Source organism: Pseudoalteromonas sp. L21, assembly GCF_021728035.1.
In the GTDB taxonomy this organism is placed as follows: Bacteria; Pseudomonadota; Gammaproteobacteria; order Enterobacterales; family Alteromonadaceae; genus Pseudoalteromonas; species Pseudoalteromonas arabiensis.
On the sequence record NZ_JAKKCV010000003.1, the window covers coordinates 58,036 to 81,453 of the forward strand.

24 protein-coding genes are annotated in these 23,418 nt (G+C 41.2%); 7 read left to right on the forward strand and 17 right to left on the reverse strand.

The window, feature by feature from the left end:
• Positions 1 to 47: 47 nt before the first annotated feature.
• Positions 48 to 386 carry a Grx4 family monothiol glutaredoxin gene (locus L3V41_RS09060; protein ID WP_062570736.1) on the reverse strand — a complete coding sequence of 113 codons (339 nt, stop codon included), beginning with the start codon at positions 384 to 386 and terminating at the stop codon, positions 48 to 50.
• Between the two features lie 260 nt (positions 387 to 646).
• Here L3V41_RS09060 and L3V41_RS09065 point away from each other — a divergent pair, with 260 nt between their 5' ends.
• From L3V41_RS09065 to L3V41_RS09080, 4 genes are all read left to right on the forward strand, one after another.
• Positions 647 to 1,228 carry a Fe-Mn family superoxide dismutase gene (locus L3V41_RS09065; RefSeq protein ID WP_036967613.1) on the forward strand — a complete coding sequence of 194 codons (582 nt, stop codon included), beginning with the start codon at positions 647 to 649 and terminating at the stop codon, positions 1,226 to 1,228.
• Between the two features lie 238 nt (positions 1,229 to 1,466).
• A complete protein-coding gene (locus tag L3V41_RS09070; RefSeq protein ID WP_237127611.1) occupies positions 1,467 to 3,389 on the forward strand; it encodes a PrkA family serine protein kinase in 1,923 nt (640 codons plus the stop codon).
• Between the two features lie 26 nt (positions 3,390 to 3,415).
• Entirely contained in the window at positions 3,416 to 4,702 is a 1,287-nt protein-coding gene (locus L3V41_RS09075) for a YeaH/YhbH family protein (RefSeq protein WP_237127612.1), read from the forward strand.
• Between the two features lie 20 nt (positions 4,703 to 4,722).
• Entirely contained in the window at positions 4,723 to 6,237 is a 1,515-nt protein-coding gene (locus tag L3V41_RS09080) for a SpoVR family protein (protein WP_062570733.1), read from the forward strand.
• Positions 6,238 to 6,272: 35 nt separating this feature from the next.
• On the opposite strand, the gene L3V41_RS09085 is transcribed toward L3V41_RS09080, so the two are convergent.
• Both L3V41_RS09085 and L3V41_RS09090 read right to left on the reverse strand, forming a co-directional pair.
• A complete protein-coding gene (locus L3V41_RS09085) occupies positions 6,273 to 7,241 on the reverse strand; it encodes a diguanylate cyclase (protein ID WP_130151412.1) in 969 nt (322 codons plus the stop codon).
• 4 nt (positions 7,242 to 7,245) lie between these two features.
• Positions 7,246 to 8,250, reverse strand: coding sequence for a response regulator (locus L3V41_RS09090; protein ID WP_062570731.1), 1,005 nt, complete (start codon positions 8,248 to 8,250; stop codon positions 7,246 to 7,248).
• Between the two features lie 205 nt (positions 8,251 to 8,455).
• Between L3V41_RS09090 and tpx the strand changes: the two genes are divergently transcribed.
• On the forward strand, positions 8,456 to 9,037 hold the full coding sequence (gene tpx, locus L3V41_RS09095) for a thiol peroxidase (protein WP_062570730.1): 582 nt from the start codon (positions 8,456 to 8,458) through the stop codon (positions 9,035 to 9,037).
• Between the two features lie 63 nt (positions 9,038 to 9,100).
• On the opposite strand, the gene adk is transcribed toward tpx, so the two are convergent.
• The 10 genes from adk to L3V41_RS09140 all read right to left on the reverse strand — a co-directional run bounded on the left by adk (position 9,101) and on the right by L3V41_RS09140 (position 18,510).
• The gene (gene adk / locus L3V41_RS09100; RefSeq protein WP_058585238.1) at positions 9,101 to 9,745 is read right to left on the reverse strand and encodes an adenylate kinase; all 645 of its coding nucleotides are present in this window, start codon (positions 9,743 to 9,745) and stop codon (positions 9,101 to 9,103) included.
• A gap of 179 nt (positions 9,746 to 9,924) precedes the next feature.
• Positions 9,925 to 11,838 (reverse strand): molecular chaperone HtpG, encoded by a 1,914-nt coding sequence (gene htpG / locus L3V41_RS09105; RefSeq protein ID WP_062570729.1) that lies wholly within the window; start codon positions 11,836 to 11,838, stop codon positions 9,925 to 9,927.
• Positions 11,839 to 11,990: 152 nt separating this feature from the next.
• Positions 11,991 to 12,599 carry a recombination mediator RecR gene (gene recR, locus L3V41_RS09110; protein ID WP_062570725.1) on the reverse strand — a complete coding sequence of 203 codons (609 nt, stop codon included), beginning with the start codon at positions 12,597 to 12,599 and terminating at the stop codon, positions 11,991 to 11,993.
• Between the two features lie 10 nt (positions 12,600 to 12,609).
• A complete protein-coding gene (locus L3V41_RS09115; RefSeq protein ID WP_016707773.1) occupies positions 12,610 to 12,936 on the reverse strand; it encodes a YbaB/EbfC family nucleoid-associated protein in 327 nt (108 codons plus the stop codon).
• Between the two features lie 60 nt (positions 12,937 to 12,996).
• A complete protein-coding gene (gene dnaX / locus L3V41_RS09120; RefSeq protein ID WP_237127613.1) occupies positions 12,997 to 15,450 on the reverse strand; it encodes a DNA polymerase III subunit gamma/tau in 2,454 nt (817 codons plus the stop codon).
• Positions 15,451 to 15,453: 3 nt separating this feature from the next.
• Complete coding sequence (gene apt / locus L3V41_RS09125) at positions 15,454 to 15,999, reverse strand: adenine phosphoribosyltransferase (protein WP_062570723.1); 546 nt, start codon at positions 15,997 to 15,999, stop codon at positions 15,454 to 15,456.
• A 160-nt stretch (positions 16,000 to 16,159) separates the two neighbouring features.
• The gene (locus L3V41_RS19925) at positions 16,160 to 16,282 is read right to left on the reverse strand and encodes a hypothetical protein (RefSeq protein ID WP_256213662.1); all 123 of its coding nucleotides are present in this window, start codon (positions 16,280 to 16,282) and stop codon (positions 16,160 to 16,162) included.
• Between the two features lie 85 nt (positions 16,283 to 16,367).
• Positions 16,368 to 17,126 (reverse strand): putative DNA-binding domain-containing protein, encoded by a 759-nt coding sequence (locus L3V41_RS09130; protein WP_276325285.1) that lies wholly within the window; start codon positions 17,124 to 17,126, stop codon positions 16,368 to 16,370.
• A complete protein-coding gene (locus tag L3V41_RS09135; protein ID WP_062570722.1) occupies positions 17,119 to 17,967 on the reverse strand; it encodes a DUF692 domain-containing protein in 849 nt (282 codons plus the stop codon). The genes L3V41_RS09130 and L3V41_RS09135 overlap by 8 nt, the downstream gene beginning before the upstream one ends.
• A 54-nt stretch (positions 17,968 to 18,021) precedes the next feature.
• Positions 18,022 to 18,510: a hypothetical protein gene (locus tag L3V41_RS09140; RefSeq protein WP_062570721.1), complete on the reverse strand. Its 489-nt coding sequence runs from the start codon at positions 18,508 to 18,510 to the stop codon at positions 18,022 to 18,024.
• 167 nt (positions 18,511 to 18,677) lie between these two features.
• Here L3V41_RS09140 and L3V41_RS09145 point away from each other — a divergent pair, with 167 nt between their 5' ends.
• Together L3V41_RS09145 and L3V41_RS09150 are read left to right on the forward strand one after the other, a co-directional pair.
• Entirely contained in the window at positions 18,678 to 19,655 is a 978-nt protein-coding gene (locus L3V41_RS09145; RefSeq protein WP_062570720.1) for a tRNA-dihydrouridine synthase, read from the forward strand.
• 52 nt (positions 19,656 to 19,707) lie between these two features.
• Entirely contained in the window at positions 19,708 to 20,043 is a 336-nt protein-coding gene (locus tag L3V41_RS09150) for a TraR/DksA C4-type zinc finger protein (protein ID WP_062570809.1), read from the forward strand.
• Here L3V41_RS09150 and L3V41_RS09155 read toward each other — a convergent pair.
• From L3V41_RS09155 to L3V41_RS09170, 4 genes are read right to left on the reverse strand one after another with little or no spacing between them, the layout of a single operon-like run.
• Positions 20,040 to 21,065 (reverse strand): hypothetical protein, encoded by a 1,026-nt coding sequence (locus L3V41_RS09155; RefSeq protein WP_237127614.1) that lies wholly within the window; start codon positions 21,063 to 21,065, stop codon positions 20,040 to 20,042. The genes L3V41_RS09150 and L3V41_RS09155 overlap by 4 nt on opposite strands.
• A gap of 56 nt (positions 21,066 to 21,121) precedes the next feature.
• Entirely contained in the window at positions 21,122 to 22,381 is a 1,260-nt protein-coding gene (locus tag L3V41_RS09160) for a tetratricopeptide repeat protein (RefSeq protein WP_062570718.1), read from the reverse strand.
• Between the two features lie 11 nt (positions 22,382 to 22,392).
• Positions 22,393 to 23,010, reverse strand: a complete 618-nt coding sequence (locus tag L3V41_RS09165; protein WP_062570717.1) for an energy transducer TonB — start codon at positions 23,008 to 23,010, stop codon at positions 22,393 to 22,395.
• Complete coding sequence (locus L3V41_RS09170) at positions 23,010 to 23,414, reverse strand: biopolymer transporter ExbD (RefSeq protein ID WP_058585247.1); 405 nt, start codon at positions 23,412 to 23,414, stop codon at positions 23,010 to 23,012. The genes L3V41_RS09165 and L3V41_RS09170 overlap by 1 nt, the downstream gene beginning before the upstream one ends.
• Between the last annotated feature and the right edge of the window lie 4 nt (positions 23,415 to 23,418).

Genomic DNA, 23,418 nt, shown 5'->3' on the forward strand with positions numbered 1-23,418 from the left:
CTATAAAAAAAAGCCGCAAATGCGGCTCTTTCCTACACTAAATTCGATTATTCAGCGTCTTCTTCTTTGTACTTTGCAGCAGTTTCTGCAATCAGTGGTTGTAATTCACCACGCTGAAACATCTCAATAATAATATCACAACCACCGATAAGCTCGCCTTCAACCCAAAGCTGTGGGAAGGTTGGCCAGTTAGCGTATGCAGGTAACTCTGCACGGATATCAGGGTTTAGTAAGATGTCAACGTAAGCAAATGGTTCACCACACGACATTAGTGCTTGTGATGCTTGAGAAGAAAAACCACAGTTAGGTAATTTTGGTGATCCTTTCATATACAAAAGGATTGGGTTTTCAGAAATTTGCTGTTTAATTTTATCGATGGTTTCCATTTACAACCTCAAAATACATTGGCTTACTACTTTGGCCTTGAAAAAGATTCACTGTGGCCTCAGATATATTACTTAGAATGGCAAACACAGCCACAATTTTAAATAGTCGTAGCAAGAGCATTGCTGTTTGCTAAAACTTGAGTAAAATACTCAACAATTATAGTAACACTATAATACCACTTGGTATAGGTGAGTACGCTGTTTAGCTTGCTATTACCTATAACTAGGTGGACTATCAACCAAGAAGATGGAGATAAAAAATGGCATTTGAACTACCGTCACTACCATACGCAATCGATGCATTAGAGCCACATATTTCAAAAGAAACGCTAGAGTTTCACCACGGTAAACACCACAACACATATGTTGTGAAACTAAATGGCCTGATCCCGGGCACAGAATTCGAAAATAAATCTCTAGAAGAAATTGTATGTTCTTCAGAAGGTGGTGTATTTAACAATGCTGCACAAATCTGGAACCACACTTTCTACTGGAACAGCCTATCTCCAAACGGTGGTGGTGAGCCTACTGGCGCTATCGCTGATGCGATCAACGCTAAATGGGGTTCTTTCGAAGCATTCAAAGACGCATTAAACGATAAAGCTGTAAACAACTTTGGTTCAAGCTGGACTTGGTTAGTTAAACTAGCTGACGGCACACTTGATATCGTAAACACATCAAATGCTGCAACTCCGTTAACTGATGAAGGTGTAACACCAATCCTTACTGTGGATCTGTGGGAACACGCTTATTACATCGATTACCGTAACGTTCGTCCAGATTACTTAAAAGGTTTCTGGGCACTTGTTAACTGGGACTTCGCGAACGCTAACTTCGCTTAATCTTCTGTAACAAACAGTAATCAAAAAAGGCGCTTCGGCGTCTTTTTTATTGCTAGTGCACGCCCTTCCTAAGCCGCAGCCAAGCCCTCACTCAAAAACCCTAATCAAGATGAGCTTTTTTCAATTAAATTCTTAATTTTCTTGCGCAAAAAGTCAAAATCCTGACTAAGCTTTAAATAACCTTTGCTTTTCTCTTAATCTAATTACACGTCATTTTAGCGGGTTTTCGGAGGTCTCTATGAGTATTTTTGAGCATTACCAATCACGATACGAAGCAGCGCAAGAAGAAGAATACAGTATTGAGGAGTTTCTCGAAATCTGTAAGAAGGATAAATCAGCTTATGCCAGCGCGCCTGAGCGGCTTTTAATGGCTATCGGTGAGCCTGAAATTATCGATACATCAACCGATGCCCGCTTAAGCAGGCTGTTTTCAAATCGCGTGGTCGCACGCTACCCTGCCTTCCACGATTTTTATGGGATGGAAGATGCAATTGAGCAAATCGTTGCGTACTTAAAACACGCAGCTCAGGGTTTAGAAGAGTGCAAGCAAGTTCTCTATCTACTTGGTCCGGTGGGTGGAGGTAAATCATCAATCGCCGAAAAGCTTAAATACTTGATGCAACAAGTACCTATCTATTCAATTAAAGGCTCGCCTGTTAACGATCATCCTCTAGCATTATTTGACCCAAATGAAGACGCTGAGCTTTTAGAAAAAGAATACGGAATTAAACCACGTTATTTAAAAACCGTAATGTCGCCATGGGCTGCAAAACGTTTAAGTGAATTTAACGGTGACATTAGCCAATTTAGAGTGGTTAAGCGCTACCCATCAATTTTAAATCAAGTCGCGATAGCTAAAACAGAGCCTGGCGATGAAAACAATCAGGACATTTCAGCACTCGTTGGTAAAGTCGATATTCGCCAACTTGAACACTTTGCACAAAATGACCCCGATGCATATGCCTACTCGGGTGCGCTTTGTTTAGCAAATCAAGGTTTAATGGAGTTTGTGGAAATGTTTAAAGCACCCATCAAGGTGCTACACCCACTACTTACTGCAACCCAAGAAGGTAACTATAATGGGACTGAAGGTATTAGTGCCCTGCCGTTTAACGGCATGATTTTAGCTCACTCAAATGAGTCTGAGTGGCAAACATTCAAAAACAATAAAAACAATGAAGCATTCCTTGACCGTGTTTACATCGTCAAAGTACCTTATTGTTTACGTGTTTCTGAAGAGGTTAAAATTTATAATAAACTGCTTGAAAACAGTGAATTACACGATGCACCATGCGCACCTGGTACATTAAAAACACTGGCGCAATTTACCACGCTTTCGCGAATGAAAGAGCCTGAAAACTCAAGTATTTATTCAAAAATGCGGGTATATGATGGCGAAAGCTTAAAAGACACCGATCCGAAAGCTAAGTCGTATCAAGAGTACCGCGACTATGCCGGTGTTGACGAGGGCATGACAGGGCTTTCTACCCGCTTTGCATTTAAGATTCTATCGCGGGTATTTAACTTTGATACCACAGAAGTGGCTGCAAACCCTGTACATCTATTTTATGTACTTGAGCAGCAAATTGAGCGTGAGCAATTTACTGCCGATGTTGAAGAACGTTACTTAAGCCACTTAAAAGGCTACCTTATTCCACAATACGTTGAGTTTATTGGCAAAGAGTTACAAACAGCCTATTTAGAATCTTACTCTGAATACGGGCAAAACATCTTTGATCGCTACGTCACTTATGCTGATTTCTGGATCCAAGATCAAGAATACCGTGACCCTGATACTGGCCAGTTATTTGACCGTGCGGCACTGAACGCAGAGCTTGAGAAAATTGAAAAACCTGCGGGTATTTCAAATCCGAAAGATTTCCGTAATGAAATAGTCAATTTCGTACTGCGTGCTCGTGCACACAACCAAGGCAAGAATCCACTTTGGACCAGTTACGAAAAACTTCGCACGGTTATCGAGAAGAAAATGTTCTCAAATACTGAAGATCTCCTACCGGTTATTTCCTTCAATGCGAAAACTTCGGCTGAAGATCAGAAAAAACACGAAGACTTTGTCAATCGTATGGTTGAGAAAGGCTATACCCAAAAACAAGTACGTTTACTTTCTGAATGGTATTTACGCGTTAGAAAATCGCAGTAAAAAACGTTTGTTTTAAGGGGGTTGTTATGGCGCATTTTATTGACCGACGCCTGAATGGAAAAAACAAAAGTACCTTGAATCGTCAACGGTTCATCAGGCGTTATAAAAAACAGATTAAAGAAGCGGTATCTGATGCCATTAATAAGCGCAGCGTCACCGATACCACCAGCGGCGAGAGTATTTCTATTCCGCAGCGTGATATTAGTGAGCCTATTTTTCATCAAGGACGTGGTGGCGACCGTGAACAGATCCACCCAGGTAATGACCAATTTTCTACGGGCGACAAAATCAAGCGCCCGCAGGGAGGCGGCCAAGGGGGTGGCAGTGGTGAAGGTGAAGCCAGTGACTCCGGTGAGGGGCAAGATGACTTTGTGTTCTCTATTTCTAAAGATGAATACTTAGACTTGTTGTTCGAAGATCTTGAACTGCCTAATCTACAACAAAATCAGCTCGATAAACTCGTACAAATGAAAACCCATCGTGCTGGTTTTTGTAATGATGGCATGCCCAGTAATATTGATATTGTTCGTTCACTGCAGGGTTCACTTGCTCGTAGAGTAGCAATGAGCGCAGGCAAAAAGCGCCACCTTGCTGAGCTTGAGGGTCAACTAGCACTGCTACAAGCAGAGGAAGAACCAGACAAGGCGGCCATTGCTTTACTTGAACGGCAAATCGAGGAGCTGCAAAGTCGTATTAAAGCAGTGCCCTTTATTGATAATTACGACTTACGTTTTCGTAACTATGAAAAACGACCACACCCTACAAGCAAAGCCGTGATGTTTTGTTTAATGGATGTGTCAGGCTCGATGGATCAAGCGACCAAAGACATGGCAAAACGCTTTTATATTTTGCTGTATCAATTTTTAACCCGTAGCTACAAAAATATAGAAGTCGTCTATATTCGCCACCACACTCAAGCCAAAGAAGTGGATGAACAGGAGTTTTTCTATTCTCAGGAAACGGGTGGCACTATAGTATCAAGTGCATTGAAACTGATGAATGAGATCATCGCCGAGCGTTATAACCCTGAAGAGTGGAACATTTACGCAGCACAAGCCTCTGATGGTGATAACTGGGCCGATGACTCGCCAAACTGTGGCGAAATTTTACGTAATAAACTGTTAAAGGCGGTGCGCTATTACGCCTATATTGAAATTACCGCCCGTGCTCATCAAAGTTTATGGCGTGAGTATCAATCTATAGCGCAAACCCACGACAATTTTGCAATGCAACATATCCGTGGCGTTGAGGACATTTACCCTATTTTCCGTGAATTATTTAAAAAGAATCGTCAGCAACAAGGCGCCGCATAGCCTTGCGAGTGAGGTAAAGTATGGCCGATAAACGTATTAGCGACGGTCCTGATTGGACATTTGACTTATTAGCAGAATATCAAACTGAGATTGAACGGGTAGCGAATATTTATAAGCTCGATACTTACCCGAATCAAATTGAGGTAATAACCGCTGAGCAGATGATGGATGCCTATTCGAGTGTGGGTATGCCGATTGGTTATAGTCACTGGTCGTATGGTAAAAAGTTCATTCAAACCGAACAAAACTATAAACGTGGGCAAATGGGCCTCGCTTATGAGATTGTAATTAACTCAGACCCGTGTATTGCCTATTTAATGGAAGAAAACACGCTACCAATGCAAGCTTTGGTGATGGCCCATGCTTGCTATGGTCACAACTCATTTTTTAAAGGCAATTACCTTTTTAAAACTTGGACTGATGCCAGTTCAATTATTGATTACTTATTATTTGCCAAAAATTATATTGCTAAGTGCGAAGAGAAATACGGTATCAACGAGGTCGAAAACCTCATCGACTCATGTCATGCCTTGATGAATTATGGTGTTGACCGCTATAAACGCCCACAACGTATTTCGCTATACGAAGAGCAAAAGCGCCAGCAAGAACGTGAAGATTACTTGCAATCTCAAGTTAATGAACTGTGGCGTACCATTCCAACCTCACAGCAAGAATCTAAAAAACGCGAACGCCGCTTCCCAGAAGAGCCGCAAGAAAACATCCTGTATTTTATAGAAAAAAATGCCCCGCTGCTTGAATCATGGCAGCGCGAAATCATTCGTATTGTGCGTAAAATTTCGCAATATTTTTACCCTCAAAAACAAACCCAAGTGATGAATGAAGGCTGGGCAACATTTTGGCATTACACCATTTTGAACCACCTATATGATGAAGGTAAGCTCACTGATGCCTTTATGCTCGAGTTCTTACAAAGCCACACCAATGTAGTGTATCAACCGCCCTACAACAGTAATTATTATTCAGGGATTAACCCTTATGCCCTTGGTTTTAACATGATGGTTGATATTCGCCGCATTTGTGAAAACCCGACCGAGGAGGATAAAAAGTGGTTTCCAGAATATGCTGGCAGTGATTGGCTGGAAACACTCCACTTTGCAATGCAAAACTTTAAAGACGAGAGCTTTATAAGCCAGTTTTTATCACCAAAAATTATTCGTGACTTTAAGCTCTTTACCATTATCGATCACGAAAAAGAACCAACGCTTAATGTCGGAGCTATTCATGATGAAATAGGTTACCACCAAGTAAGAGAGACGCTTTCAGCCCAATACAACCTAAGTAATCACGAGCCTAATATACAAATTTATAATGTTGATATAAGAGGCGATCGCTCACTCACATTGCGTTACGTGCCTCATAACAGTATCCCCCTTGCTAAATCTAAAGATGAAGTATTAAAACATCTTTATAGATTATGGGGCTTTAAGGTAAAACTAGAACAAGAGTCAGCAACTGGTGAGATCTCTGTAATAGGCGAGTGCCCAGCAAGTGATACAAGACACGCTACTGAATAGTTTGAATCTTAAAAAGACTAAAGTGCTAAACACCTTTAGTCTTTTAAATCTGAATAGGCTGTTACTTTGTTTCGACCATTTTCTTTTGAATGGTAAAGCGCGTTATCTGCCGCTTCAATCCATTTTTCATAACGATCAAATTTTTCGTCAAAACAAGCAAAACCAATGCTTACCGTTAATTTGATTTGCTGTTCTTTGTAGTAGATTGACGAGTTCTCAATTAACTCACGTAACCTTTCTGCAAATATAACGGCACCATCATAGTCGGTATCCAGTAGCGTAATGGCGAACTCTTCCCCACCGTAGCGACCTGCTAAATCGGTTTCTCGTAGGGTTTTACGCAGCAAGTCTGCAACATGGCGTAACGCTTCATCGCCCCCGCTGTGTCCGTGTTCATCATTAACGTTTTTAAAATGATCAATATCGAACATCAATAATGTACTGCAACCACCACTTCGCACAATACGCATGTATTCTTTGCGAAGTTTTTGCTCCCAAAACCCGCGGTTTGTCAGTTGTGTTAATGCATCCGTACGGCTCATTAGCTCAAGTTTTGAGTTTGCTTCTTCAAGTTCTTTTTTATTCACAGCTTCGTCGGTAACATCGTAAATAATGATACAAATATGAGAAACTTCACCTGTCGTCGTGGTTAGCGGTATAAAAGTCGCGTTTTGATACATATGATCCGCTTTGCCAGTAATAGGTCGGTAGTTCTTAAAGCGGAAAATATATGGTTGCTGTTCCCATATGGTGAATGAGCGATTATTAAGAATAAATACCGACTCGGATTTACTTCGAAACCACTTTTCATCAATTGATGGAAATAAATCGAACAGATCTCTATCTTTCACCGCACTTGGTAATAGCCCTGAATGGTTCTCCATAAAGCCATTCCAAATACACACTTTATAGTCCCTGTCGAGCACCACAAGGCCTACATCAACAGTATTAAACATATCCATTAACCAATGGAGTTCATTCATATTAAAGTCGGCTGCTGGCATAAGTTTAATCTTCTAGTAAATAAGCTACTTTATATTTTAAGGTCTTCAACGAGTCCTCGGTGAATAGCAACATCAAATCACAATTGATATTATGATTTTCAATGCCGTAGCTGATCTCGATGGCCAGCGTTCGTTGCCAGCGAGATTTATTAGCTTTGACTAAGTCAGAAACATCACAATGCTGACCTAGAACAACAGGATGGCCTTGGCTGAAGCGCATATCAAGCTGCTTAGAGAGCCCTGATAAAATAGCACCAATTAAAATGTTGCTGACATCCATTAACAATTCAAGCTCAACTTTATTGTTTAACTCGCCTTCGTAGTTCATTAATGAGGCGATTTCTTTAAAGCTTGAATCATTCAAAAGTAGCAGAGCTTCTCCTGATACTCCCCCACCAATAAAACCTTGGCAAACACCAGACGTTGAAGCATTTGCATCAATAGAGCGAAGTGCCATATCTAGCTCATTCACTTCTAATACATTCACATTAGGAATAGGCAACTTGACAAACACATTGAGTAAGCGCGCGAGTAAGTCGCCTGCCTGACCCATCGCCACATTTGTGAGTTCTTGATATATATCTCGTACATCAGGATCGACCTGCTCACCCAACTTATTTGCTAGACGCTCACGCATGGCTTTATCTTTAATGCCATGATACTCAATGATACTTGCGAGTTTTTCAGGTGAACAAGGCTTTTGAATAAAGTCGATAGCCCCTAACTCAAGGACACGTTGATGTGCATTAGGTTGAATATCGCCAGACACGACGACAGTCAGGACATGTAGCCCTTGCTCTTGAATGGCTTGTAAAACCTCATAGCCATCCATTTCAGGCATATTTAAATCCAGAAATAATATTTCTGGCTGGAGTACCTTGATTTGCTCGATGCAATGAACTCCATTTTCTGCAAATTCAATTTTGATATCCCAATCATCTGGTAAAGAGCGCGCTAATTGCCTACGCGCTAATTTTGAATCATCACACACTAATACCGATGTCGACATACACTCTCTCTAAATCCGCACTTTTTAACTAGTCACAAACACAAAAAACTAACTTTATTATTGTTATTATTAATAAAAATCGAGCTGCGTACACATGTTAATCAAACTACCCTTTATTTACAATTTTAAATTACTGTAAACCTTGGCGCTATTAACTCAGTATAATACACTGATGTAAAATGCGTTAATTTGAAGGAATGAAGTTATGATACGCCCATTGATATTTGCAATTGGCTCACTGTGTACATTTAGTTACGCAAGCGAGTTACCAGAAAACACCCTTGATGCGGGTAAAGTATCTGCTCAATCAAAACCAGTTACTTTACTAGGTCAAGGTGTTGAAGTTGGTCAACAAGCACCTAATTTTAAAGTAGTAGATGATAGCTTTACACCAGTCACCCTAAATGACTACAAAGGCAAAGCGGTACTTATTAGTGTGGTGCCAAGCCTAGATACAGGTGTGTGTAGTATTCAGACTAAACATTTTAATGAAAAAGTAGCTGCCGAATACCCTAGTATCGCGATGCTGACTTTAAGTGCTGATTTACCGTTTGCGCAAAAGCGCTTTTGTAAAGCGGAGAATATAGACAAAGTGACGGCACTTTCGGACTCTGTGTGGCGTAATTTCGGCGAGCAATATGGTTTAATTATTAAAGATATGGGTTTATTAACCCGCGCCGTATTTGTTTTAAATGACGAGCACAAAATCGTCTATAAACAACTTGTTGATAACTTATCGAAAGAGCCTGATTACAGTGGTGCAATTGAGGCTTTAAAAAAGCTTTAAAGCCTCATTGAGCAATAAAAAACCGCCAAAAGGCGGTTTTTTATTGCTCAGTTAATCCTAAGATTAACCAAGTAACTCACCAAGTTGTTGGCTTACTGTTTCAACAGCTTGTGTACCGTCTAATTTATGGTACTGCGTGTTACCTGCTTTTGCTTCAGCTTGGTAGTAATCAACTAATGGTTTAGTTTGGTCATGGTAGATACCTAAACGCTTACGCACTGTTTCTTCAGTGTCGTCATCACGAATGATTAGATCTTCACCAGTTATGTCGTCTTTACCATCAACTTTAGGTGGGTTGTAAACAACATGGTATACACGACCAGAACCTGGGTGTACGCGACGACCGCCCATACGCTCAACGATGATTTCGTCAGCAACGTCAAATTCGATAACGTGATCAACTACCACGCCATTTTCTTTCATTGCATCTGCTTGAGGAATAGTACGAGGGAAACCATCTAGTAAAAAACCTTTTTCGCAATCTGGCTTAGCAATGCGCTCTTTAACTAGACCGATGATAATTTCATCAGATACTAATTGACCTGCATCCATTACTTTTTTAGCTTCAAGACCAAGTGGTGTACCTTCTTTAATTGCTGCACGCAGCATATCGCCCGTAGAAATTTGTGGAATACCGTATTTGTCCATCAAAAACTGAGCTTGAGTACCTTTACCTGCACCCGGCGCGCCCAAAAGAATAATGCGCATATCATTGTCCTCTGTGTGATACTAATCTTAAAAATGGTCGATCAGTGGAGTTTTGTTTTTAAAGCCTGAATTCTTCCACAACTGAGGCTATACCTCAAGTAACTTATACCAATTGCCTATATTAGCAGCAATAAAAAAGGGAGCCTTGCTCCCTTTCCCAACTCATTCAGCTATAACGCTTATTTGCTTATATCTAGCATAAGTTTATTTAAGCGAGTTACAAAGCCAGCAGGGTCTTTTAAAGTACCGCGTTCTGCTAGTAACGCTTGATCAAGCAATACGTGTGACCACTGAGCAAACTTGTCTTCATCTTGTTCAACATTAAGGTGTTTAACAAGCTGATGCTCTGGGTTAAGCTCAAAAATTGGCTTTTGTTCAGGCACTGTCTGACCAACAGATTCCATTAACTTTTGCATTTGTGAGCTCATATCGTGCTCATCAGCAACAACACATGCTGGCGAGTCAGTTAGACGGTGCGTAAAGCGTACGTCTTTAACGCTATCACCTAGGGCTGTTTTAATACGCTCAACTAGGCCAGCAACTTCTTTTTCTGACTCTTCTTGCGCTTTTTTGGTTTCTTCATCATCCATGTTGCCTAAATCTAAGTCACCACGGGTGATTGACTGGAATGATTTTTCGTTGAACTCAGTTAAGTAGCTCATCATCCACTCATCAACACGGTCACTTAATAGCAATACTTCGATGCCTTTCTTACGGAAAATCTCTAAGTGCGGTGAGCTCTTCGCTGCGGCGAATGAATCAGCAACTACATAGTAGATTTTGTCTTGCTCTGGCTTCATACGCTCAATGTATTGTTCAAGCGATACATTTTGTGTGCTTTCATCAGTGTGTGTAGAAGCGAAACGCAGTAGCTTAGCAATGGCTTCTTTGTTTGCCATGTCTTCTGCAGGGCCTTCTTTTAACACCTGACCAAATTCGTTCCAGAAAGATTGATAATCTTCTTCACGGTTTTTCGCCATTCGCTCAAGCATTTTAAGTACACGCGATGTACAACCTTTACGGATTGCTTGCGTTACTTTGTTGTCTTGCAAGATTTCCCGCGACACGTTTAGTGGTAAGTCGTTTGAATCAAGTAAACCTTTCACAAAACGTAAGTAGCTTGGCATGAATTGCTCAGCGTCATCCATAATGAAAACGCGTTGTACATACAGTTTTAAACCTGATTGACGCTCACGGTTCCACAAATCGAAAGGTGCTTTTTTCGGGATGTATAACAAGCTCGTGTATTCTGTTTTACCTTCAACCTTGTTATGTGCCCAGCTTAGTGGCTCTTCCCAATCATGACCAATGTGTTTATAAAACTCTTTGTACTCTTCGTCTGTGACTTCTGACTTGTCACGAGTCCACAGTGCAGTCGCGCGGTTAATACCTTCCCACTCACCTGGCTGTGCTGGAATTTTCTCACCATCAGGCCCTTCAGATTCAGGTACTTCTGCTTTATACATTTCAACTGGAATAGAAATGTGGTCTGAGTATTTAGTTACGATGCTACGTAAACGGAATTCATCAGCAAACTCTGTTTCGTCTTCACGAAGATGAAGGATGATTTCCGTACCACGCGCAGGCTTATCAATCTCTTGTAACGTGTACTCGCCCTCGCCCGCTGACTGCCATTCAATACCTTGGCTTTCACCCGCTTTACGCGTGCGCACTGTTACTTTATCAGCCACGATAAATGCTGAGTAAAAACCGACGCCGAATTGACCAATCAATTGTGAATCTTTGCTTTGGTCACCTGTTAGGTTTTGGAAAAATTCTGCGGTGCCAGATTTTGCAATCGTACCTAATGAATTGATCACATCTTCACGGCTCATACCAATACCGTTATCAGTAATGGTTACCGTGTTTGCGTCTTTATCGGCACTGATACGTACTTTTAAATCCGCATCATTTTCGTATAAATCGCCATTTGAAAGCGCTAGAAAACGCAATTTATCTGCCGCATCTGACGCGTTTGATACCAGCTCACGTAGGAAAATCTCTTTATTAGAGTAAAGAGAGTGAATCATCAGGTTTAATAATTGTTTGACTTCTGTTTGAAAGCCTAATGTTTCTTTTTGTGCTGCAGTCATTGTGTAAATCTCCAATTAACAAAGTGTCTTATCTGCACTATGACTCTTTATATGGGGCAGGCTTTTTGAACTTCAAGGCAAAAAATTAAATTTACGGGTAAAATCGAATGTAGACACAAAAAAGCCTGCATAAAGCAGGCTTTTAATACCATTTAGTTTTGGTTTACGGCGCGTCGCCCGCTAAATGCATGCATCAGTGTCATACCATCAAGTAAGTCGAGCTCACCACCAACAGGGACACCATGAGCAATACGAGATGCACCTACTTGGTACTTATGACAAAGCTCTGCAATATAATGGGCTGTGGTTTCACCTTCAACACTTGGGTTGGTTGCGAGGATCACCTCATTAATGCCACCTTGTTGCAACCTGCTTTCAAGAATATCAAGGCCAATCTCTTTTGGTCCTATGCCATCAATTGGCGACAAGTGACCCATTAAAACAAAATAAAGCCCTTGGTATTGACCGGTTTGCTCAATAGCCAGCACATCGGTTGGTGATTCTACCACACACAATAAACCACTATCTTGACGTTTAACACTTAAACAGATATCGCACACGGGTTGCTCTGTAAAAGTACGACACGACTGACAATGTCCTACTTCATCCATAGCTTTAGTCAATGCATGACCAAGCTGCTTGCCACCTTGACGGTCTCGTTCAAGCAAATGAAAAGCAATGCGCTGTGCCGACTTAGGACCAATGCCAGGTTGGCATCTCAATGCTTCAATCAGCTGTGTTAAACTAGGCGATAGTTGCATATAGAGTCACTTAGAAAGGCATTTTCATACCTGGTGGTAATTGCATACCGCCAGTTACTTTGCTCATGCGCTCTTGTGTTTCTTCTGCAACACGGCGTACAGCATCATTACACGCTGCCGCAAGCAAATCTTCGATCATGTCTTTGTCGTCTTCCATTAGGCTTTCATCTAATTCAACACGACGTACATTGTGGTTACCAAGCATAGTTACTTTCACTAGGCCTGCACCAGCTTCACCTACTACTTCTAGGTTAGCGATTTCGTCTTGGGCTTTTTGCATGCGCTCTTGCATTTGCTGCGCTTGCTTCATCATGTTACCCATTCCACCTTTAAACATAACTGTCTCTCTTTCTAAAACTACTTTAATTGGCATGAAGATAAGGGCTATTGTAACTAATTACAATGCCTGAATACTGTTTTCATCGATTATAGCGCTAAATAACTGCTGAAATTGCACTATGTTTTCATCACTATTTATTACATCAATGGCTTGTTGATGACGACCTGCATCAATCTTTTGTTGGATCAAATACGGAGAGTCAATAACACCATCAGCAAACTCGATACTCAGTTCTACATTATGACCGTAAATTTCACTTAATGCAGCATTGAGCTTTTGCCTTAGTACTGCACTGTCTAAGTGACGCTGTGATGAGTCAACTTCAATGTGCATTTGATTATTATTCTTTGTGAAAATCGAGTGCAATGCAAATTGTCGCATTCGACCACCTAGCCCCATACGTTTTATTAAATACGCCCATTCATCTTGTTCGTGTGCAAATTTAATACTGCTGATCGGGCTTTCAAAATCATCAGGTACAGGAATACTGGCTTCTTCAATCACAGGCTCTGGCGCTTTTTGTGGGTTGATTTGCTCAAGCAACTCAGGCGCTAAGTTTTCGGTGATTGTTTGATGCTTTTCTCTAAAGTCGACTTTTTTTACTTTATTATGACTCTCCCCCGTCAGCTGGGGGCTGGGCTTTTTTACTTCAACAGCCACTTGTCGCTGCTGAGGTTGATGATTCGTAGCAACTGCGCTTTGTTGCGCTGGCGGCTCTGCTTTGGGCTTCGCTTCAGGCTGTGGTTCTGCTTTAGCATTAGTTTGCGTTGCTGCACCACTTAAACGCCCTGCACCTGAAATATTGCGGTCTTGTAAAATACGAGCAATGGCCGACTGCGCATGACTTTGCTGCTGTTGTAATTGTGCTGGTGCTGTTTGCTGTTGCTGAGGCGCAGGTACTTCATTGGCAGTAAAGCCCTGATCATAGGCGCTATTCATCACATCATCGTATTGCGCAGCAAGTGATGGGTCCATTTGCGCATCATGATCAATCATGTAATCTTGCGAAGAATACTCTGGTGATGAGTATTCAGCTGCAGGCACTTGCTCTGAGAAGCTTTGCTCTTGCTGTTGTGGCGCAGCTTTAACTTCTGCGGTCAATCCAGTTGTAGCGGATTGCTGGGGCTGCTGGTTAGCATCTAGCTGTTCTACTGCTGTTGCTTCAATTTGCTGAGCAGACTTAGGGCTTTGCGCCATCTCTGCTGTAGCAGCTTGAATAGGCTCTGCTTCAACAGGTTCAGCTTGTGTTGGCTGAGGCTTTGAAGGTACAGCCGTTGTCTTAGCAGAGCTTTGTGCTAAAAGTGCTTGCTCTGAAGCTGCTTGTTCACGTTGCGTCGATGATCTTTTCAAAATATCACGCAATGCGCCTGCACCGCTAGGTTTAACCTGCTGTTGGCTATTTGTTGGTGTTTGACTTTGCGCAAATTGCGTTGGTTGGAATGCGAGCAAACGCAGCATGATCATTTCAAAACCTAGTTTGGCATCCGGCGCCCATTGCAGATCTTTTTTACCATTCAAAAGTAGCTGGTAATAAACTTGTATCTGCTGCGCATCCGTTGTTTGCGCAACCTGTTCTATAAACTCACGATTACTCTCATCAAGTGCTGCTGCGCTGGGCACCAGCTGTACTAGCTGAATTAAATGAGTAAGTGCAATCAGATCATCAAGCAAAGCAACAAAATTAGGATTACGGCTGACTAAGTTTTTTATCTCAGCTAACAGCGCATCCCCATCTTGGCAAAGTACTGCGGCTAACATCGTTTGGCTATAGTGTATATCCATTAAACCAAGCATACTCTGTACGGCTTGATAACTTATATTGCCATTCGTTTGTGCCACCGCTTGGTCAGTTAAGCTGAGCGCATCGCGCATGCTGCCATCAGCGGCTTTCGCAAGTGCTTGTAATGATTTATCATCAAAGCTGAGTTGCTCTTGTTGTAAAACATGGGCAAGCTGCTCATGAATTTCTGATTGCGACAACGCATTTAAATTAAACTGTAAACAACGCGATAAAATCGTCACTGGTAATTTTTGTGGATCGGTCGTTGCTAATAAAAACTTCACATGCTCTGGTGGCTCTTCCAGTGTTTTTAGCAAAGCATTGAAACTATGCTTTGACAGCATGTGAACTTCATCGATTAGGTAAACTTTATACCGACCTCGGGTTGGTGCGTATTGCACGTTATCAAGAATTTCGCGGGTATCTTCTACCTTTGTGCGTGAAGCCGCATCGATTTCTAATAAATCAATATAACGGCCGGCTTCAATGTCAGTACAACTTGAACATTGCCCGCACGGCTCTGCAGAGATACCCTTATCGCAGTTGAGGCTTTTTGCGAATATACGTGCGATGGTTGTTTTACCCACCCCACGGGTTCCAGTAAAGAGATAAGCATGATGGAGTCTATTTTGTGTTAATGCATTAACCAATGCTTGCTTAACATGAGACTGCCCCACTAACTCGTGAAAGGTTTGTGGTCGCCATTTCCTTGCTAGAACCTGATAACTCATTAATTATTCGCCTTCGAATTCAACCAACTTTAAAATTTTGATGCCCATATCAGCAACACGTTGCTCACCACCCAGCTCTGGTAAAGATACAACAAACGCAGCATCGGTTGCATGACCACCCAGTTTAGCAACTAGTTTTGCTGTTGCTTCAATTGTGCCACCTGTAGCAAGTAAATCATCAACTAATAACACTTTATCACCAGCAACTATAGCATCGGTATGAAGCTCTAATGTATCTTCACCATACTCTAATTGATAGTTTTGTGAAATGACTTCACGAGGAAGTTTACCTGGCTTACGAACTGGAATAAATGGAATACCTAGTGCATATGAAAGTGGTGCACCAAAAATAAAACCACGAGATTCTGTACCAATTATTTTTGTAAAACCTTGATCTTTATACGCTGAAATAAAGCTGTCAATGGTTGCTTTAAACGCGTCTGCGTTTGCCATTAGGGTTGTTACGTCACGAAACATAATACCCGGTTTAGGGTAATCAGCAATTGTTGCAATGCTCTGTTTAATGAGCGTTGAAGTTGCTTGAGTCATAATTATACTGCTCAAAAATTTTATCTAACAAAGCTCGAGAGTATAACATCACCTTCGTAGAAAGTCGGTAGCAAGATCCAAAATTAATCCTTGAACTGTATCAACAGTAATAAAAAAGGCTGCATAATGCAGCCTAGTGTCTTAAATTTACTTGCGCAAATTAAGATAAAGCAGTGATCCAACCAAGGATAGCGTTTAGACAGCCAATGCCAGCAAATACGGCTAAAAACGCAATAAAATAAGTTGCATTGAACGGATCTTTAAAGTCTTTATCATTCGACATAGTTACTACCTTTATTTAAGCACGACACAATAAGGCGCACATGATAGTCGATGTATCCCTATCAATAAAGGCTTTTTGCGGTATTTTAGAGCAATGATTTAGTAACGATCACACCACGTTCAGCCATTGCACTTAAGGTATTAAGTGCGCCTTGGTATAACTGTTCTTGACTAAATTGAGGAGCGTGTTTAGCAACTTCTTGGCAGAGCGAATTTAAATTTATACCCGGTTTCGTTTCAATGATACTTAATAACAATGCTGTCATCGCATTTGTTGATAAAAACTGTACCTCATCATCACTATCTCGATAAACAACGAAATAACATGGCTCCGTAAGCGGGCTTTGTGGTTGGTAGTCTACACTGATTGTATGAACGGGGTACGTATAACTTAAATTACGTGCCAAACTACTTAAAAACAAACCCGCATTTGTAACCTGATTTGTTTGTAAAGCTGTTTCGTGTTCCTGCGGTTGTGCAACAGATACATCCAATTCAACCCACTCATAATGTGCCAACTCTAACATAAAATCAGGGTCTGTAGGCTGCTTTGAGTAACTTGTAGCAATAAACTCTAAAAACTCACCAGCAATATCAAGAAAATATGGAGACTTACAATTATGCTGACTAAAAAAGAGGCGAATTATATTTTGCCAATCACTTGGTGTATACAGGCTCTTTAGAACGGGAAAGGCAGAGCTTACAAAACCTTCAACATTATTGAAAAACAGATCACGATAAATCGCCATTCTACGCCCTTCAATATTTATTGGCTTTTTATTGTGTTTTGGGTCACGAATATAGGCCATAAATTGTTGCTGAACTTCTATAAAATGACTAGGCACTGTATTTCACCTTGCTTGCTGAAAGTTGTAATTTTTCAATGGTGCTTAGCTCTGTTAGCAACTCCGCCATCGGTGGAATATTAAAATCCCGCTCAAGAAGAGTTGGAAACACCCCGTGAAAAGAATACGCTTTTTCAAGCAGCTGCCAAACAGGATCAATGACAGGGGAACCATGTGTATCAACCAGCAAGTCTTCAGCTTCTGTGTAATGTCCTGCCACGTGCCCATAAGCAATTCGCTGACTTGGTAAACCTTTTAAAAATTGCTCCGCATCATAACCATGATTAATTGAGTTAACATAAATATTATTTACATCAATTAAAAGCTTACAATCAGACTCTGCTAATACGGCGTTAGTAAACTCCAGCTCTGTCATTTCTTGACCTGGCGCAGCGTAATATGAAACATTTTCTATTGCAATCTGCTGCTCAAGGATATCCTGAACTTGTTTAATACGCGCAACAACGTGTTTGATAGCTTCTTCTGTAAATGGAATAGGCATTAAATCATACATATGCCCTTCACCTGAACAATAACTTAAATGCTCACTAAAAAAGCGAATATTATGCTCTTTAAAAAAAGCCTTTAGTGATTTCACAAATTCTACATCAAGTTCAGCAGGTGAACCTATAGACAAAGATAAACCATGACAAACAAACGCGTTGCGTTCAGTTAATTGCTTAAACTGTTTTCCAAACCGACCACCCAACTTTAACCAATTTTCAGGTGCTACCTCCAGAAAATCAATTGGTTTAGGGACACCTTTTAACATTTCATCAAGCATTTCTCGGCGCAGGCCTAATCCTATTTGCCCAAATACAGATGTTGTTTCAAATGACATACTACCTCCTACTAAAAAGGGCCTAAATGGCCCTTTTAAAAGCTAAGTGAACGCTTAGTGGTTTGAACCACATTTACCTTCGCCACACTTACCTTCTTTTGCAGCTTTTTTATCGCCGCCACATTTACCTTCGCCGCACTTACCTTCTTTGCCAGCTTTTTTATCACCGCCACATTTGCCTTCGCCGCACTTACCTTCTTTGCCAGCTTTTTTATCGCCGCCACATTTACCTTCGCCGCATTTGCCTTCTTTACCAGCTTTTTTATCGCCGCCACATTTGCCTTCGCCGCATTTGCCTTCTTTGCCAGCTTTTTTATCGCCGCCACACTTGCCTTCGCCGCATTTACCCTCTTTGCCAGCTTTTTTATCGCCGCCACATTTCCCTTCGCCACACTTCCCCTCAGCAGCATCTAACTGATAACCTGCTTGCATTTGCTGAAACTCAAATGGATTTGCGTGTGCGTCACTTGCTGCGAAGCTTGACGCACCAATAACAACGGCACCTAGTGTTAAGGCGATTGAATTTTGCTTAATTGTGTTCATATGATGACTCTCTTTTTCATAACGGTTATTAGATTAGACCCGACAAATAAAAATTACTTTCATACTTTTCTAATTTAATCGACATTCTACAAATACAAATTACGATTTATCATAGTGGCAATAACAGGTAGAATACGCATCCATTTTTTGTTAAGTAAAATTTATCCATGCAATTAGTTTTAGCACCGATGGAAGGCGTTGTCGATTTTAAGATGCGACAACTCCTAACAGACTTAGGTGGATTCGATTTATGCGTCACAGAGTTTGTACGTGTCGTTGACGCAACACTACCAGAGCGTGTATTTCATCGCTACTGCCCTGAGCTAAAAACAGGTGGTTATACACGTGCTGGCACACCGGTCAGAATTCAACTATTGGGGCAAGTCGCGAATGCTTTAGCTGATAATGCAGTCAAAGCGATCCGCCTTGGCTCGCACGGGATAGACTTAAACTTTGGATGTCCGGCAAAAACGGTAAATAAAAGTAAAGGCGGCGCGGTACTTTTAAAAGATCCTGAGCACATGCATAACATTATTAAAGCGGTTAGAGAGGCCGTCGATCCTGCTCATCAGGTGAGTGCCAAAATAAGGCTAGGCTTTGATGATGATAGCAATAGCCAAGAAATTGTTGATGCCGTTGTGAGCGCGGGCGCCTCAAGCTTAGCTATTCACGCAAGAACCAAACGAGATGGCTATAACCCGCCTGCCTATTGGGAGAAAATCCCACCTTTAATAAAAGGTAAAGCAATTTCGGTTGTCGCCAATGGCGAAATTTGGCAGATTGAAGATGCTCTCTTATGTCAAACCAGAAGTCAGTGTAATGATTTAATGATAGGCCGTGGCGCATTGGCTATGCCTGACTTGGCAAAGCAAATTAAAGCCCATGTGAATGGTGAAACCTATACTCCAATGCAATGGGAGCATGTTATTTACCATATTATTCACTCTTCCATGCACCAAGATGAGAGCAAATGTGAAAAATATTTTGCTTCACGTACTAAGCAATGGCTAGGTTACTTGAAACGTCAGTACCCACAAGCAAATGCCCTTTTTGATGAAATTAGACGCTTAAAAGCCAAGGATGAAGTCGCTGATGTACTAAGAAAGTATGCCAAAGCGCCGAGTATTGATACAAATCATAATTAACGAACGCATTTTGTTTGATAATGCCAGTATTGCCCACTTGGAAGATACCGCGATGAACAATACTGAAATACAAACAAAGCTATCTGCTGAACTTGCGCAGGTAAGACAACGTTTACTTGATATGCTGGCAGATTCTGATCAAGGCTATCATCAGCAACTGCTATCGCAACTCAAGGATACCCCTCCCTCAGATTGGCTTGAACTTACAGCAAATAACTTAGGACCTGAATATCAGATACTCATCTCACGACTGGAAAAATTAGAAGCCGCCTTGTGTCAAATAGACATTGGTCAATATGGCTATTGCTGTGATTGTGAGGAAAAAATTGATGATGAGCGATTACTTACTGATCCTGCCACTCAACGCTGCAGACGCTGCGCTCCTTAGAGCGCGGTGCCTTCTTCTTTACTTACGAAAATAAAGCTCATACCCGGATATAATACAATATCCTCAATCAGCCACTCAGCTTGTGCTTGCTCGACACCTAAACGCTTCATTAAATTCACGCGCGCTTGCTGCTCACTCCACGTGTGATAATGAATGCCCAGATCTGTTTCCATCATTACCTGCCAAAAGTACTGCTCAGCGAGAGTTAGTTCGCGTTTACTTTGTCGCGGGTCGACAAATTCTAACTGCCAGTCAAGACCGTTATGTTGATGATTATCTGAAAAATAATTCATGACTAATGGCGTCGAATGCGAGTCTGACACTGGTAACACAAAATCAGTACTTACCTGTTGTTTGAGTGACATTTGTATCTCACTAAGCCAATTTAATGGAGCTTTAGTCTCACCACTAAAATAGTTCAATTTACTTTGATACCAATCTTTACCATTTGCTAAGCCAACTAAACCAAGTTTGCTGCGCGGCTGATATTGAGTTAAGTATTGATCCAGCTTATTTAGCGCGGTTTGTACACTCTCATCATTATTACCAAGATGAGATTTTACCATTTCATGTAAAAACTTTAATTCGATTTTATTAAGCTTTAGATTACTTTGTTCTGCTGTAATAAGCTGGGTTTCTACAAGCTCTAACCAACTAGCTAATGACTGCGCTGAGTAATCACCTTGCGAGCTAGCTTGACTCACAACATCCCGTTGCACAGGCCATACAAAATAACGCTCAGGATATCGCTCAGCAATGATTAAATAGTTTAATTGGGCCTGCTGCGATTCGTTTAATTGGGTGTTTTTTAAACCTTGATAAGCAAGATGACGCGCTTCTAAATAGTGCTCAGAAAAAGGCCAAACACTTGCTTTTGAGGAGTTTGCTGTGTTCAGTAATAAATAATTAATATTACGAAGTTCTTGTTGCCCTTCTTGAAACGTGTGGAATTTTGTAGATTGCTCAGAGCAAGCTACCAACAATACACTCGCAACAAGTAACAATACGATCTGTCTTAGCATTTTAAAATTCCATAAAAAAAGCCCCAGAGGGGCTTTTTAGTTTAAAACAACATCAATTAGATTTTTACACCGTTACGAGCGGCTTTATCTTTGATGAAAGTTGACCAGCTCTTCGCGAATTTACGCGTGCGCGGATCATCCATTGCTTTAACAATAGCGTTGTAAGCTTGCTTGTACTTTTCTTGGTAGTAGTAAGCTTCAGCTAAGTCAGAGTAGATTGTTCCTTTTTTATCAGAACCTAACTCTAATGCCTTATTCAAACGAATAACGGCTGCACTATAATTTTGCGACTGTAAAAGTAACGAACCAGCTTTGCGGTAAAGCTCTGCATCGTCGTCAAATTTAGCTGCTTCTTCATAGTATTTAGCTGCTTTTTCAATATCTTTTGAACGGTGGTAATTTGATGCCACAGCACTGATATTTTGCTTAGTACGCTTAACTTTTTCTTCATTAATTGCCTTTTCAAGCACCACAGCTGCTTTATAAGGAATTTCTGTTAACGAATAAAAGTTTGAAAGTACTTTGTATTCGACTTCATTTTCAAAATAGCCATTTTTATAGGCAACTTCCATGGTCGCTAGACCTTTTTGGAAGTCTTCGGTTTGTAGGTAATATTTACCTAAACCAACCCAAGCTTTTTTGTCTTCAGGCCAAACACGAACAATCTCTTCAGCTACACCAACCATATTTTTGTACTGTTTAAGTTCAAAATAGGCCGCTAACTTTAATTGGTAAGAAGCTTTAGCAGGTTCTTTTGCCAATTTGATTGCTTTGTCTGCAGCAGGAAGTACGTCTTTATACTGTTTTAACTCGTAATTTGCTTGCGCAATACGTGTATAAACTTTATCGTCTTCCTCACCTGTGAAGTCCATCCAAGCATAATACGCATCTTTTGCTTTTGCGTATTGCTCAGTACCCGCGTACATATCACCTAGTAGCTTAAGACCTTGCTCTTGATCGGCAAAGTTTAAAACATCAGGCTTTACTGCCGCTGAAATATGCTTGATCGCTAGGTCGTATTGCTCTTTCTGAGCATACATTTGACCTAAGTAGCGGTCGACTGTTGCCTTATCGAATTCATCCGAAGGATCAATTTCTTTAAGAAGTGCAATCGCTTCATCAAGCTTTTCTTCATTGTACAAGTCAAACGCTTTAATAACTTTTTTACCAACGCGCTCACCCATCACTTTAGTTTTTGCTTTTTTACGCGCTTCAATTTTCGCGTAATCTGGCGCAGCTAAAGCCGGTGCAGTGAAAGCTGCACCCGATAGTGACATAAGAATTGCAAGTGCAGTTACTTTAGATAAATTTCTCATTACTCGCCTCCTTAATTGCCTTGGTTAAGTTTAAAGTCTAATTGTACTTGAAGACCAAATTGCTTTTGTGGTTTTCCGTCAATAACTTTAGGACGGTACTTCCACTTACGCAATGCACGCTTAGCTTCGCGGTCGAAGATACGTTTAGGATCGGCATCGATTACCTCAACGTCTTCTACCCCACCCACTTCATTGATAGTGAATGAAAGTTGAACCCAACCTTCTTTACCATCACGCGCTGCTTGCGTTGGGTATTTTGGTTCAATACGAACGATAGGTGTCGCATCACCGTCACGTCCAAATGCACCTGGACCACTTAGGCCACCGGCCGTGCCACCCACATCGATACTTGGCATATTAAATGACAATGCACCAGTGTTAGGGTTGCTGTTTTCCGGCTGAGGCGGCTGCGGTTTAGGCGGCTGCTTTGGCGGTGGTGGAGGCGGAGGCGGAACACGCTTCCTCTCCTGCACCTTAGATTCAGGCGGATTCGTCATAATTTCGACTACGATCTGCTCTTTTTGTTCAGTCGCACGGTCAGCTCCACCGGAGATGAGGTACGCCATGAAGTAGAACAAGCCGAAAGTAACTGCCCCACCTGCAATCAGTGAAAACAGAAAACGAATCATTACTGATCTCCAGCTATTGAAATTCTTAGGTTATCACCCGTCGCTTTAATCTGGTCCATAACTTTAACCACTACGCCGTGTTTTGCTTCTTTATCAGCTTGCAAAATTACAACTTCTGTAGGTTGTTCTGCTAATAAACTTTCAATCTTTGCTGAAACACGTTCAACATCAACTTGTTGTTTATCAATCCAGATTGCACCGTCAGCACGAATAGCAACAAAAATGTTAGCATTTTTCTGCTTCGTAGCTTGGGCCGCTTTAGGTTTATTGACTTCGATACCAGCCTCTTTAACGAACGATGTAGTTACGATAAAGAAAATAAGCATGATAAATACGATGTCAAGCATTGGCGTCATATCAACCGCTGCTTCTTCTTCTTCACGAAAACGTTGTTTACGTGCCATATTT